Here is a 13,049-nt window from a genome sequence, read left to right on the forward strand (position 1 = left end):
CGTTCGGCTCCTGACGATGAGGTCCCTGAGGTCCCTGAGGTCCCTGAGGTCCCTGAGGTCCCTGAGGTCCCTGAGGTCCCGGAGGCCTCTGAGGTGATCGCGGCCTCGGGGCAACCAACAAGCACGCTGCCTCCAAGCTTCCCGGCCTGTGCCCCGCAGCACCTCAACCGCCTGCTGCCCGCCAGGCCCACCGCGCGACATCCCCCGGATCGGGCGCCTCCAACAGGTGCAGAACCGGGCATGTAAGGTTTCAACTCCCTTACTGCGCATACCAGTTGATGCTCTGCGGCTATCACCGAATGGCATCGGTACCAACCAGCCCCGCCTTCCGGATACTCGTCCCGACCAGAGGCCGCACCCGCAGGCCCCGGTCCCGGGATCGCGGGCACCCCCGTGCCCCGAAACTCCCGGCCGCCCGGCCATCCAGGCCATCGGACATCTGGAAGGGACACACCCCCCATGAAGAGATCCCGCACCAGCCTTCTCGCCGTCCTCGGCGCCGCCGCTCTCGTCGGCTCGCTCGCCGCCGCCCCGTCGGCGTTCGCCGCGCCCGCCCCCGACACCTTCAAGCCCCTGTCCACGAACGCCGTGGCGGCGTACGCGGGCTCCGCCGAGAACGAGGCCGCCAATCGGGAGTTCTTCGACGCCGTCATGAAGTCGGCGCTGAAGAAGCAGGCGGCGCAGCCGGGCGTCCAGGTCGTCACCGTCCGGTACCGCACCACCCGCGCCCCGAGCTTCCGCAGCCAAATAGCGCAGAGCACGCAGATATGGAACTCCTCCGTGAGCAACGTGAAGCTCCAGGAGACGACCTCGACCGCCGACTTCGAGTACCGCGAGGGCAACGACTCGCGCGGCTCGTACGCCTCCACCGACGGGCGCGGCCACGGCTACATCTTCCTGGACTACCGGCAGAACCAGCAGTACAACTCCACGCGCGTGACGTCCCACGAGACGGGTCACGTCCTCGGTCTGCCCGACCACTACTCGGGCCCGTGCAGCGAGCTGATGTCCGGCGGCGGCCCGGGCACGTCCTGCACCAACGCCTACCCGAACGCGCAGGAGCGCCAGCGGGTCAACAGCCTCTGGGCCAGGGGGATCGCCACCCTCCAGGACAAGGGTGAGCTGACGAAGGTCCGCTGAGGTCCGCTGACCCCGCACCACGCCGGGCCCCGAACCGTGCGCCGGTTCGGGGCCCTTGCCGCATGCTGCCGGACCAGCCGTCGGCTGCCTTCCGTTCGGCCAGCGCCTGCTCGGCCCGCGGTATCGACGGGCGCCTGCGGCGAGCTGCGGGGCGGCGGATAGCGTGCGGGCATGGCGATAGCGGGGAAGCGGCGGGTCCTGTACCGGCAAGGCAGCGGGTTCTGGCGGATGACGGCGAAGTGGGTCCTGGTCTTCGGGGCCCTGTACCTGCTGGACGGCGGGTGGCTCCGGTCATGGGGCGACGCCTTGGTCTGGCCGATGATCGGGATCCTGCTGTGGGTGCCGTTCGGGGTCGGCATCGTCTGGTACTCGAAGAAGGACCAGCGGTTCGCGCTGACGGAGCGTGAACTGCGGCTGCGACGCAAGCGGTTGCCGATGGAGAAGGTGAACCTGCTGCACGTGGCGCGGTTGTGGCTGGAGGGGCGGTCAACCCTGGACGACCAGCCGGTGCGGGATTGGCCACGGCTCGTCCGGGTGGTGTGGGTGCCGCTGCGGGACGGCCGGGCGCTCGGCGTGGAGTTCCGCGACCCGGCCGCGTTCGCCAAGGTCTTCGGCGCTTTCACGGTCGAGGCCTGCGGCGGGCCGGACATCGTCCGCGCGAGGGCAGCAGCGGAGACCTACCCGGATCCGCGCCCGATACGGCCCCGCCCCGCCGCCGACGGCGGCTCCAGGCTGGACATCCTGGACATCTTCAACTGAGAGCCGGAAGCGCACGGCAAGGGGCAGCGGTCCGTCAGTAGCGGTCCGTCAGAGGCGCGGGGTGCTCACACCCAGGCGTGCGTGGACGCCCTCGCGAACTGAGTGCTCAGCCCCGCCACCAGTCCCCGGAGTCCTCCAGGGCCCGGCGCAGGTAGTCGTCAAGACCGTTCGCCGCCCATGAACGCCCGTCCGTCTCGTGATCCCAGACGAACACGTCGTCACGCGGCGGGATCCTGATGAAGGCGAACTGATCCCCGCCGCTGTTGTCGCCGAAGAACATCAGGGGTTCGAAGGGCATGTAGAGCGTGGTGAAGTCCGCCGAGGCGCGGAAGGCGGCGTTCTTTTCGGTGATCCGCTCAGCACTCCACACCACGTCCGTGCCGTAGTGCCCGCGCACTCCATTGCACTCGCGGAGCAGGGACGCGAGATCCTCGGGAAGCGGCTGCCCCAGTACGCGTTCGGCCTCGGCCAAGGCCTCGCTGGTCGCCGGCTCGGCGAGCTCCACACCTGCCATCACTTCGAGCATCCGTTCGCGCCACATGCGGCGAGCCTCTCAAGGCCCTGATGATCGTGACAACCCGCAGGCGCGAGCGGCGGCCTCGCCCACCTGCAACGCCTCCGGCATCTCGCTGAAAGCCTGGCTCGTTGGGGCCGCCCCTGTTAGCCTCCCCTGCCACTGATCATACATTCACGCAAGGTGTGTATGAATGGAGGAAGTATGCGGGGACAGAGGGCCGTTGTGCTCGGCGGAAGCGTGGCGGGGCTGTGCGCCGCGGGAGTGCTCGCCAGACACTTCGACGAGGTGATCGTCCTGGAGCGGGACCGGCTCCCGCCCGGCGCGCAGCACCGGCGGGGCGTGCCGCAGAGCAAACATCCGCACTTCTTGCTCAACTCCGGGCGCCGGGCGATCGGTGAGATCTTCCCCGGGTTCGAGGAGAGGCTGATCGCCGCGGGCGGGATGCACCTGATGCCGTCGGTGGACGCGGCGTACTGCGAGAACGACGGCTGGGCCCCGCGCAAGACCGGGTCGATGACGATGGTCTACAGCTCGCGCGTGCTCATCGAGCGGGTGCTGCGGGACAGCGTGCGCGAGCTCCCGGCCATCGAGATCCGCGAAGGCGTGACGGTCACCGGACTTCGTTCCAGCGGAGGCGGCACCGCGCGCGGGCGTGTCGAAGGAGTCGAGTACCGCAGGGGCGACGACGCGGTCCATCTCTCCGCCGACCTGGTCGTCGACGCCCTGGGGCGTGGCTCATCCGTCGCCGACTGGCTGCACACGGCGGGGTGGCCACCGCCGCCGGAGAAGACCCTCGACGCCAAGGTCACCTACACCTCGCGGTGGTACGACCTGCCCCCCGCCGACCGGCGTCCGCCCTCATGGTGGTGGAAGCACTTGGTCGTCACTCCGGCACAGGACACCCGCGACCGGCCCGAGGAACACGAGTTCCTCAGCAACTTCTTCCCGATCGAGGGGGATCGCGCCATCGTGTGCATGGGATCGTGGGGCATCCGGATGCCGCGCGAGGTCGCCACCTTCGAATCCTCGGTGGACCGCGTGCGAGCCACGGCCTTCGGCGAGGCGACGCGTGCCTGCACGCCGACCTCCGAGGTACACCTCACCCGTTCGACCGGCAACAAGTGGCGCCGCTTCGACCTCCTCGAACAGCCCCCGCTCGGGCTGGTCAGCGTCGGCGACTCGATCTGTGCGTTCAACCCCTTCTACGCCCAGGGAATGAGCTCGGCGGCCCGTTCCGCCCTCATCCTCGCCGACATGCTGCCGGGCCACGACGTCCTCGATACCGCCTTCTTCCACGAGTTCCTCGCCCGGCAGAAGAAGTCCCTCGACGTGCCGTGGATGCTCGCGATGGCCCGTGACCAGGCCTATGACTTCGCGACCGGAAGCGAGGTCGTCGCTGCCTGGCGCCGCAGGCTGGCCGCGCGGTTCAGCTGGCCGGTCTTCAACGCCATCACCGCCGCGAGCCGCGAGGACGCCTACGTCGAGCGGACGTTCGCCCAGGTCTTCAACCTCGACAAGTCACTCCGACAGATGGCCACCGACCCGCGGTTCTGGTTCGGCATCGTGCGCCACAAGGTGCGTCAGCGGCTCGGACGCACGGTCGTACCCGGCGGGTTCGACGATCAGCAGGACCCGCCCGGCACCGACTTCAGCAACCACACCCACACCCACACCGGCACGAAGCCGCCCGCCGCGTCCGGCCTCGTCGACCGCTGACCCCAGGAGCAAGCAATGGGCTACTCATGCGACGCGGCGGCCGAACGCCTGGCTGAGAGGCTTGGCCACTCCTGTCACCATGCCGAACCCGTCGTGGACTTCCGCAATCCGTTCGGCCTCGAGCACGCCACCATGCCGTTTCTCGAACTGCTCGTCATCGGCGGCGCGGTGTTCGCCCTCGTCCATGCGTGGCGGCGGTGGCACCGCGACGGCGACCCGGTCAACATCACGCTGTGGTTCGCCTCGATCGTCTACCTGGCGGTGATCGAGCCGCCGCTCTACTTCCCGAGCTGGTTCGGCCTGCAGGAGCACGTCGGGCTCATCTTCTCCCACAACGTGTTCACCGTGCAGTTCATGTACGACCGGCTGCCTCTCTACATCGTCGCCTTCTATCCGGCACTGTCCCAGCTCGCCTACGAACTGATCCGCGTCCTCGGTGTCTTCACGCGGCGCGGGCCCCTGGCCGGGGCCCTGGCGGTCGCGTTCACCTGCCAGGCGTTCTACGAGATCTTCGATCAGCTCGGGCCCCAGCTGCAGTGGTGGGCCTGGAACCCCGGCAACGAGATGATCAACGCTCCCGCGCTCGCCTCGGTCCCGATGAACAGCATGTTCCTGTTCGCCTCGGTGTCGTTCGGCGCGATGACCTACCTCGTCGTCCGGCTGGTCGGCGCGAAGGAAGGGCGGGGCGCACTCACCGGCCGGCAGATCAGCCTGCGCACCATCGCGGCCGGCGCCCTGACCCCCTTGGCAATGGGGATCGCGGGCGTGCCGAGCAACCTCTTCCGCGGTGGCGACCAGCTCGGGATACAGCAGGCCATCCTCGGCACCGAACTGGCCCTGGTCTGGGTCGTCGGCCTCATCCTCCTCGCGGACGCCTGGCGCGCGCCGCGGGCCGATCAGCCCCCGGTGGCGTCAGCGCAGTTCGCGCGGATCTATCCGGCGCTGTACCTCGGCGTCCACATCGTTCTGTGGCTGATCGCCTTGCCAGCCTACTTCGCGGCGGACGACGGCATCACCGAGCAGGGCACCCCCATCGGCAGCCTCTGGTACACCGTGCTGTGCACCCTCGCCGCGGCCGGGCTCATCGCGGCCGTACTGCGCGCGACCACGTCCCGAAGGACAAAGGAGCCTGTGCGATCCTAGGGCCATGGGGCACCACGGCTGGGGAGGCAGGCCTCCCGCATCGGACGCGGAGGCCCGGCAGCGCATCGTCGACGCGACCGCCCGCTGCATCGACCGGCACGGCGTCACGAAGACCACCCTGTCCGACGTCGCCGGCGAACTCGGCGTCACCCGCCAGACCGTCTACCGCCACTTCGGCCGCATCAGCGAGATCATCGGCGAAGTGGCGGCCCAGGGCGCCGAGTCGTTCGTCGACCTGATGATCGCGCACTTGCACAAAATCACCGACGACCCGGCCGAAGCCGTGGTCGAAGGCATGATCTTCTGCGTACGAACCATCCCCGCCGAGCCCCGCCTGAGCCTGCTGCTGCAACTCGAAGACACCACCGCCTTCGGCCGCGGCACCACCACCCAGGACACCATCACCTACGGCGCCAAGATGCTGCAGCGCTTTCCCGTCGACTGGGGCGCCGCCGGCATCGAGGAAGAAGAGCTCCAAGGCCTCGCCGAGATCATCATGCGCCTCCTGGCGTCACTGCTGCAGCACCCGGGCGAGCCGCCGCACGACGAGGACCAGCTCCGCACCTTCCTCAACCGCTGGCTGGCCCCGGCACTGTCCCGGACCGGGCCCGCCAAGAGGCGGGTCAAGCCTTCTCCAGAATCGTCGTCAGCTCCGACATCATCACCTTGAGCAGCGAACTCGCCGCGCTCACCGGCCAGATACAGACCTCTCGCACCCTCACCACGTGGCGGCTGCTCAACGACTGAGCAACTACAGGCAGCGACAGGCCCGGTGGCAACGCGCGCCCGAAGACGGCCCGGCCGCTGAGCGGGCGGGTGTCACCGGAGCGGGATACATCCGCCCGCTGCTCTGATATGCATGGCCGTTGAGGGGCCTGCACGGGTCCCTTCCGAGTGTGAGGGGGGATCAGATGGTCTACACAGAGCCGATGGCGCGATCCGTCGTGGAGCCGGCCGTGCACGAGCTGATGCACCAGTGCACCGACGGCCAGGAGCGCTCCACGACGGTCGGCTTCGGCGGAGACGGCTTCACCATGTACGCACACGTGCGCCTCCGCCCAGCCACCCCCGCACAGGCCGACGTCTCGCTCGCTTGCTGGACCACCAACATGGACACGGCCCGGTATTTCGGCAACACCCCTCCGAGCGAGCAGGAAACCCGTCTGCCCCCCGACGGCACGGCCACGCCGGACGAGTCACTGACCAGCCGGGTCATGGGGCACTTGGCCCCGCGCATGAACGCACTCGGCAACCCTCGACCAGGCGGCGAGGGTCACCTCACCATCACTGTTCCCCTCATCTCCCCGTAACAGCCGATGCCAGGGGGCCCTGCTCGCTGACAGCAGGGGGCCCTGGGCGCGGCGCGGGGGAGCGGCGAGACACCCTCCCCGGGTCCGCCGGACGCTTGGGAGTGGCGAGGTCCTGTGGTGAGCGTCATTTCAGGTCTGAGCGAGGCGAACGCGCCAGAACTCACCCGGTGGTCCGTAGAGATGCAAGAAGCCCCGGCTGGACGGGGGAGACCAGCCGGGGCGGTAGGGCGTGGCAGGCGGAGGGCGGTCGCCTCTCGGCGAAAGGCTCCATGGGGCTTCAGCCGAACGATCTTCCCCATGGGCTATAGGTGAGGCCCGGGGACACTGTCCCCTCCGCAGCCACACCTAGATGAACGATGACCCGTACACGAATGTTCCGGGCCGGCCGGAATGCCTGGGTGAACTGAGACACATCGAGGGATGCGCCTCCTCGACGCCGTTCGGCGAGCAGAGGCAGGGACAGACGATGCGGGCGCGCCTTGGGTCCGACGCAGCCGACGACGTCAGCGCCGAGGCTCTCGCTGCGCCTCAGCTGCGCCCTTCCCGAGTGCGCAGCCCGGCCAGAAGCCGGTCGAGCGCCTGCTCGCCGGCCTGGGGGTCCCCGCCCCGCGCGATCCAGAGCGCAGCCTCGTTCATCGCTCCCGACAGCAGCCGGGCCAGGGGCTCCACGGGCTGTTCGTCGATGATCCCGGCATCAGCGAGCGCCGTCAGAGCCTCCGCGAGATGCCGGGCGGAGGATTCTTCGTCCGCGGTCCGCCACTCGTCCCACCCCAGGACGGTCGGGGCGTCGATCAGCAGGATCTGGCGCACCGCCGGGTCGGTCCCCGCCGCCAGGAACGTCCGGCAGCCGGCCCGGAGCTGCTCCCAGAGGTCCTGATGCTGCTCGGCCGCGGCCGCGACCCGCTCGCCCAGTTCCCGCTGGACCTCGCTGACGACGGCCCGGAAGAGCCCCGCTTTGCTGTCGAAGTGGTGGTAGGCGGCGCCCTTGGTGACCCCGGCGGCCCGCGCCACCTCCGCCAGCACCACATGGTGATACCCGTCAGCGGCGAACCCCCGCCGCCCTTCGGCCAGCAGCGCCTGCCGCGTGGCCGCCCGCTGCTCCGCCCGGTTGACCGCCATCGAGCGCACCGCCCTTTCCATTTCGCGTACCCGAGGTATGCTAACCCCCGGTTCGCATACCCAGGGTATGCGAAATGGCCGTGAAAGGACCTCTCCCATGACGAACGCACCCACGACCAAGCTCGGCGGCTTCTACCCGGTGATCGCCACCGGGGACGTGGCGGCCTCCCGCGACTTCTACACCCGCCACTTCGGGTTCGAGGCGACCTTCGAGGCGGACTGGTACGTCAGCCTGCGCCGCCCCGACGCCCCGCAGTACGAGCTGGCCTTCCTGGACCACGCCCACCCGACCGTCCCCGAGGGCCACCGCAACGCGATCCGGGGCGGCTTGCTGCTGAACTTCGAGGTGGACGACGTGGACTCCGAGCATCAGCGGCTCGTGACGCAGGCCGGCCTGCCCGAAGTCCTGCCCCTACGCACGGAGGAGTTCGGCCAGCGCCACTTCATCGTGGCCGCCCCGGACGGTGTACTGATCGATGTCATCACCGTCGTTCCGCCCAGCGAGGAGTACGCCAACCAGTACACCGGCGCCTGAAATTCCCGGACCCTGCCGTACAGCCGGCAGGCGCTCACCTGGCCCGGCCTGCCGGCTGTACGGCACGTAGGCGAAGTGCACTTCGCCTACGCGGGTGCCGGGTGGGCGGCGTCTTCTGGCGTGCACACCCCTGTTGCCCGTTCACACGCAAACGGTTCACGCACCCGATCCTCATCGTCACCGGAATCGATCGCCCACGTAGGGTGCAGAGCAATACGGCGTACGAGACATCCCGGAGGGGCGCCATGGTCGGTGTTGAGGACGTGGAGAACGCGGCGGCGCGGATTGCCGGGCATGTGGTGCGCACTCCCACACTGCCCAGCCCGGGGTTGACCGCGTTGCTCGGGGTGCCGGTCACGGTCAAGCTTGAGCTGCTGCAGCGCACGGGCTCGTTCAAGGCCCGGGGAGCGGTCTCCAAGCTCCTGACGATGAGCGGTGAGCAACGCGCGGCCGGCGTGGTCGCGGTCTCCGGCGGCAACCATGGCGTCGCCGTGGCAGAGATGTCGGCCGCTCTGGGCGTGCACGCCACCGTGGTGATGCCGCGCACCGCACCGGCACGCTCGGTGCAGGCCGCCCGGGCCGCCGGAGCCGACGTACGGCTGACCGCCACCATGGCCGAGGCCTTCGCGACGATGGACCGGCTGGAGGCGGACGGGCTCACGCTGCTGCACCCGTTCTCCGACCCGGTGGTCATCGCGGGACAGGGCACAGTGGGACTCGAACTCGCCGCCGACGCCGGTGAGTTGACGGACGTCCTGGTCTCCATCGGCGGCGGTGGTCTGATCGCCGGTGTGGCGGCGGCGCTGCGGGCACGCCGGCCGGGCGTGCGCGTGTGGGGCGTGGAGACGACCGGCGCCGAGGCGATGTCCAGGGCACTGGCCTGCGGCGGGCCGGTCCAGGTGGATGTGGACTCACGCATCAGCACGCTGAGCGCGCCCATGGTCTCCCCACTGACCTACACCATGGTGCGCGACCTGGTCGACGAGGTGCTGGTCGTGCCCGAGTCGGAGGCCTACGCGGGCGTGCTCGAACTGGCAGAGCACGCCAAGGTATGGGCGGAGCCGGCCGCGGGCTGCCTCCTGCCCGCTGCCCGCCGCGTCCTGGCCAAGACCGGCGAAGCGACCAGGCTCGGCCTGGTGATCTGCGGCGGCAACGCATCGGTGGAGGACGTGACCGCGTACGCGGGCGAGGCCTTCTGAGTCTTCTCAGCGGTCTGCGTCGGGCCGGATCCATCCGTACGCGGGTCCGTCGGCCCGCGTCCGGCGGTGCCTGGCGTGTGCCGGGGCCGAACGCAGTCCTGGGCCGCGCCCGAACGCAGTCATCGGCCAGACCCGAACGCGGTCCTTGTTCGAGGAACCCCTGGCGGTCGGTCGGTCGAGGAAGTGGCCCACTTCGCCGCCGCACCCGGGGTGATCGGGATGGTCTCGCGACCGGTCGGCACCGCCCACCGCATCCGCCCCGGGATGTAAACCCGTGGGCTGATGCGATCGCCGGCAGGTAACCGGTGGGCCGATGCTGCGGGGGAGGGGCACGTGACAGCGTCGCTCCGTGCCCACGGACCGGCCGCGCGGCACGGCTGACGACCCGTCACCAGACGACCCGTCACTAGGGGAGGCTCCATGACCACCACGCCGTTCAGCAGCCGGAAGGGCATGACACGCCGCAGCATGATGGGAGCCGCGCTGGCCGCCGGGGCCGCCGTGCCGCTCGCCGCCGTCGCCCGCCCCGCCTGGGCCAGCCCGGTCACGGCCGCCCCCGCCGCGAGGCGGCGGCTCATGCTCCCGGCGCCTACCGGGCCGCACCCGGTGGGCACGGTCCAGCTGCACCTCGTCGACCGGTCGCGTCCGGACGCCATCGCGGGCCCCGGGCACTTCCGCGAGCTGATGGCCACCGTCTGGTACCCCGCCCGGAACGTCCAGCGGTACCCGGTGGCGCCCTGGATGCCGGCCGGCGCCTTCCAGGCGTTCCTCGCCGACGCCGGGTTCAGCGAACTGGCATCCCTGGGGCCGCTGACCGCCGGCCACGTGGGGGCTCCGGTGCGGCGAACGGGCCGACGGCTGCCCGTCGTCGTGTTCTCGCACGGCGCGCACAGCCACCAGGGCGACCACACGGTCATGGTCCAGGAGCTCGTCAGCCACGGGTACGCCGCTGTGACGGTGGCTCACCAGTACGACACGTACACCGAGTTCCCCGACGGCCGGATCGCCGTCCCGCTCGACGACAGGGAAGCACCGACGATGCCCGGGGACTTCGCCGCTGACCTGCGCTTCGTCCTCGACTGTGTCGAGCAGCTCGCCGCCGGGCGCAATCCTGATGTCGACCGCAAGGAGCTGCCGGCCGGACTGCTCGGCTCCCTCGACCCGCGGCGCACGGGCGCGTTCGGCTGGTCGAAGGGCGGGACGGCCACCGCCTGCGCCACGCTCGCGGACGAGCGCATCCGGGCCGGGCTGAGCCTCGACGGCCCGATGCAGATGAAGCCGCCGCTGACCGGCGACCTGGACCGGCCGTTCATGCTGCTGTCCGCCGAGTTCACCCGGGCCACGGATCCCGAGGTCGCCGCATTCTGGTCGCACCTGCGGGGCTGGCGGCTGAACATTCAGGCCCAGGGTGCCGCCCACATCTCCTGCGGTGACAACGAGGCGTTGTTCCCGCAGGTGGCGAGGCTGTTGGGATGGAGCAGGCAGCAGCTCCAGGACGTGATCGGCACCCTCGATCCCGATCAGGCGGTGAAGATCCAGCAGGCGTATCCGCTCGCGTTCTTCGACGAGCACCTGCGCCACCGTCGGGGCCACCTGCTCGACGGGCCGTCCCCGGCCTTCCCGGCAGTGACATTCGTCCCGTGAGCACCCGGGACCGCAGCGCCGTGGTCCCTCGCAGGCCGGCCACCCGGCCCTGCGGGGTCAGCTCGTTTCGCCAGAGGTCTTGACAACTCGATTGGTCTGGACCAGCTTAGCGCGCAGTGACGGTGGCCACCGTTGTTCACTTCCGTCCTTCGCTCCTCCCTGGAGGCATTCCGTGGACCGTGTACGTCAGGGCAGACCCGGCGTTCGCCGGAGAATCGGCGCGGCGATCGCCGTCGGTGCGGCCGCCGCACTTGCCGTCACCGCACTCGCCGCGCCCGCGCAGTCGGCGGACGTCAAAGCGGCGCACGCCACCGCGGCTGATGCCAAGGCGGCGGACGTCAACGTTGCCAAGAACGCTGGTTTCGAGGCGGACTTGAGTAACTGGACCTGCGCCGCGAACAGCGGTGTCGCCGTCACCTCCCCGGTGCACGGCGGCGCGAAGGCGCTCAAGGCCACCCCGTCGGGCCAGGGCACCGCCGAGTGTTCCCAGATCGTCTCGGTCAAGCCCAACTCGACGTACAAGCTCAGCAGTTGGGTTCAGGGGAGCTATATCTACCTTGGCGCCCGTGGCACCGGCACCACTGACGTGTCGACCTGGACGCCGGGCAACTCGTCCTGGCAGCAGCTCTCCACCAGCTTCACGACCGGGGCGAACACCACGTCGGTCACCGTGTACACGCACGGCTGGTACGGGCAGAGCGCGTACTACGTGGACGACGTGAGCGTCCTTGGGCCCGACGGGGGCGGCGGCACCGACCCGGTGGAGATACCGGCCGTGCCCACCGGCCTCGCGGCGGGCACGACGACGTCCACGTCGGTGGACCTGTCCTGGACCCCGGTGTCCACGGCCACCGGATACACCGTCTACCGCGACGGCACCAAGGTCGCCTCGGTCGGCGGCGCCTCCACGACCGTCACCGGTCTCACACCTGACACCGCCTACAGCTTCCAGGTGAGCGCCTCGAACGCGGCGGGTGAGTCCGCCAAGTCGACGGCGGTGTCCGCACGGACCGCCAAGGGCGGCGGCGGAGACGGCGGCACCGTGCCCAAGCACGCGCTGACCGGCTACTGGCAGAACTTCGACAACGGCGCGACCGTACAGAAGCTGCGGGACGTGTCGTCGCAGTACGACATCATCGCGGTCTCCTTCGCCGACGCCACCACCACACCGGGCCAGATCACCTTCAACCTCGACCCGGCCGTCGGCTACTCCTCCACCGCCGACTTCAAGGCGGACATCGCCGCGAAGCACGCCGCGGGCAAGTCCGTGATCCTCTCGGTCGGCGGAGAGAAGGGCACCATCTCGGTCAACAGCGACGCCTCCGCGACGGCCTTCGCGAACAGCGCCTACGCGCTGATGCAGGAGTACGGGTTCGACGGCGTCGACATCGACCTGGAGAACGGCCTCAACCCCACCTACATGACGAAGGCACTGCGCCAGCTCTCCGCGAAGGCGGGTCCGAAGATGGTGCTCACGATGGCGCCGCAGACCATCGACATGCAGTCCACGTCCGGCGGGTACTTCCAGACGGCGCTGAACGTGAAGGACATTCTCACGGTCGTCAACATGCAGTACTACAACAGCGGTTCCATGCTGGGCTGTGACGGCAAGGTCTACAGCCAGGGCAGCGTGGACTTCCTGACCGCACTCGCCTGCATCCAGCTGGAGGGCGGCCTCGACCCCTCACAGGTCGGCATCGGCGTCCCGGCCTCGACGCGCGGCGCGGGCAGTGGATACGTGGCCCCGTCGGTCGTGAACAACGCCCTCGACTGCCTGACCCGCGGCACCGGCTGCGGATCCTTCAAGCCGTCGAAGACCTACCCGGCGCTGCGCGGCGCCATGACGTGGTCCACCAACTGGGACGCGACGGCGGGCAACACCTGGTCGAACTCCGTCGGCCCCAAGGTGCACAGCCTCCCGTAACGAGCGAGCGAGCGAACGACATGGCGGGGCGGGCGGACCACCC

12 protein-coding genes are annotated in these 13,049 nt (G+C 69.8%); 10 read left to right on the forward strand and 2 right to left on the reverse strand.

The annotated features are described in order from the left end of the window. Positions 1 to 459 precede the first annotated feature (459 nt). Both snpA and ACIGXX_RS16780 read left to right on the forward strand, forming a co-directional pair. The gene (snpA, locus tag ACIGXX_RS16775) at positions 460 to 1,140 is read left to right on the forward strand and encodes a snapalysin (protein ID WP_361473971.1); all 681 of its coding nucleotides are present in this window, start codon (positions 460 to 462) and stop codon (positions 1,138 to 1,140) included. Positions 1,141 to 1,311: 171 nt separating this feature from the next. After that, entirely contained in the window at positions 1,312 to 1,899 is a 588-nt protein-coding gene (locus tag ACIGXX_RS16780) for a hypothetical protein (protein WP_399976272.1), read from the forward strand. Positions 1,900 to 2,005: 106 nt separating this feature from the next. Here the strand turns inward: ACIGXX_RS16780 and ACIGXX_RS16785 are convergent, their stop codons facing one another. Next, a complete protein-coding gene (locus ACIGXX_RS16785) occupies positions 2,006 to 2,440 on the reverse strand; it encodes an SMI1/KNR4 family protein (RefSeq protein ID WP_399976275.1) in 435 nt (144 codons plus the stop codon). A gap of 177 nt (positions 2,441 to 2,617) precedes the next feature. Between ACIGXX_RS16785 and ACIGXX_RS16790 the strand changes: the two genes are divergently transcribed. From ACIGXX_RS16790 to ACIGXX_RS16805, 4 genes are all read left to right on the forward strand, one after another. Further along, positions 2,618 to 4,132 carry an FAD-dependent oxidoreductase gene (locus ACIGXX_RS16790; RefSeq protein ID WP_399976278.1) on the forward strand — a complete coding sequence of 505 codons (1,515 nt, stop codon included), beginning with the start codon at positions 2,618 to 2,620 and terminating at the stop codon, positions 4,130 to 4,132. A 15-nt stretch (positions 4,133 to 4,147) separates the two neighbouring features. Next, on the forward strand, positions 4,148 to 5,275 hold the full coding sequence (locus ACIGXX_RS16795; protein WP_399976281.1) for a hypothetical protein: 1,128 nt from the start codon (positions 4,148 to 4,150) through the stop codon (positions 5,273 to 5,275). Between the two features lie 4 nt (positions 5,276 to 5,279). Next, on the forward strand, positions 5,280 to 5,945 hold the full coding sequence (locus tag ACIGXX_RS16800; protein ID WP_399976284.1) for a TetR/AcrR family transcriptional regulator: 666 nt from the start codon (positions 5,280 to 5,282) through the stop codon (positions 5,943 to 5,945). A gap of 259 nt (positions 5,946 to 6,204) precedes the next feature. After that, the gene (locus ACIGXX_RS16805) at positions 6,205 to 6,585 is read left to right on the forward strand and encodes a hypothetical protein (protein WP_351166670.1); all 381 of its coding nucleotides are present in this window, start codon (positions 6,205 to 6,207) and stop codon (positions 6,583 to 6,585) included. Positions 6,586 to 7,113: 528 nt separating this feature from the next. Here ACIGXX_RS16805 and ACIGXX_RS16810 read toward each other — a convergent pair. Next, a complete protein-coding gene (locus tag ACIGXX_RS16810; RefSeq protein WP_351166672.1) occupies positions 7,114 to 7,725 on the reverse strand; it encodes a TetR/AcrR family transcriptional regulator in 612 nt (203 codons plus the stop codon). Between the two features lie 76 nt (positions 7,726 to 7,801). Here ACIGXX_RS16810 and ACIGXX_RS16815 point away from each other — a divergent pair, with 76 nt between their 5' ends. The 4 genes from ACIGXX_RS16815 to ACIGXX_RS16830 all read left to right on the forward strand — a co-directional run bounded on the left by ACIGXX_RS16815 (position 7,802) and on the right by ACIGXX_RS16830 (position 13,006). Then, a complete protein-coding gene (locus ACIGXX_RS16815) occupies positions 7,802 to 8,239 on the forward strand; it encodes a VOC family protein (RefSeq protein WP_351166674.1) in 438 nt (145 codons plus the stop codon). A gap of 245 nt (positions 8,240 to 8,484) precedes the next feature. Next, entirely contained in the window at positions 8,485 to 9,438 is a 954-nt protein-coding gene (locus tag ACIGXX_RS16820; RefSeq protein ID WP_351166676.1) for a threonine/serine dehydratase, read from the forward strand. A gap of 420 nt (positions 9,439 to 9,858) precedes the next feature. After that, positions 9,859 to 11,082, forward strand: coding sequence for an alpha/beta hydrolase family protein (locus ACIGXX_RS16825; protein ID WP_399976289.1), 1,224 nt, complete (start codon positions 9,859 to 9,861; stop codon positions 11,080 to 11,082). 172 nt (positions 11,083 to 11,254) lie between these two features. Continuing rightward, the gene (locus tag ACIGXX_RS16830; RefSeq protein ID WP_361473953.1) at positions 11,255 to 13,006 is read left to right on the forward strand and encodes a glycoside hydrolase family 18 protein; all 1,752 of its coding nucleotides are present in this window, start codon (positions 11,255 to 11,257) and stop codon (positions 13,004 to 13,006) included. The last annotated feature ends 43 nt before the right edge of the window (positions 13,007 to 13,049 follow it).

It is taken from the genome of Streptomyces sp. NPDC055243, assembly GCF_044544025.1.
GTDB lineage: Bacteria > Actinomycetota > Actinomycetes > Streptomycetales > Streptomycetaceae > Streptomyces.

Bases quoted from the DNA above. Each gene is read 5' to 3' on its own strand.
- snpA (WP_361473971.1), top strand. From the start codon at position 460: ATGAAGAGATCCCGCACCAGCCTTCTCGCCGTCCTCGGCGCCGCCGCT.
- ACIGXX_RS16780 (WP_399976272.1), top strand. From the start codon at position 1,312: ATGGCGATAGCGGGGAAGCGGCGGGTCCTGTACCGGCAAGGCAGCGGG.
- ACIGXX_RS16785 (WP_399976275.1), bottom strand. From the start codon at position 2,440: ATGTGGCGCGAACGGATGCTCGAAGTGATGGCAGGTGTGGAGCTCGCC.
- ACIGXX_RS16790 (WP_399976278.1), top strand. From the start codon at position 2,618: ATGCGGGGACAGAGGGCCGTTGTGCTCGGCGGAAGCGTGGCGGGGCTG.
- ACIGXX_RS16795 (WP_399976281.1), top strand. From the start codon at position 4,148: ATGGGCTACTCATGCGACGCGGCGGCCGAACGCCTGGCTGAGAGGCTT.
- ACIGXX_RS16800 (WP_399976284.1), top strand. From the start codon at position 5,280: ATGGGGCACCACGGCTGGGGAGGCAGGCCTCCCGCATCGGACGCGGAG.
- ACIGXX_RS16805 (WP_351166670.1), top strand. From the start codon at position 6,205: ATGGCGCGATCCGTCGTGGAGCCGGCCGTGCACGAGCTGATGCACCAG.
- ACIGXX_RS16810 (WP_351166672.1), bottom strand. From the start codon at position 7,725: ATGGAAAGGGCGGTGCGCTCGATGGCGGTCAACCGGGCGGAGCAGCGG.
- ACIGXX_RS16815 (WP_351166674.1), top strand. From the start codon at position 7,802: ATGACGAACGCACCCACGACCAAGCTCGGCGGCTTCTACCCGGTGATC.
- ACIGXX_RS16820 (WP_351166676.1), top strand. From the start codon at position 8,485: ATGGTCGGTGTTGAGGACGTGGAGAACGCGGCGGCGCGGATTGCCGGG.
- ACIGXX_RS16825 (WP_399976289.1), top strand. From the start codon at position 9,859: ATGACCACCACGCCGTTCAGCAGCCGGAAGGGCATGACACGCCGCAGC.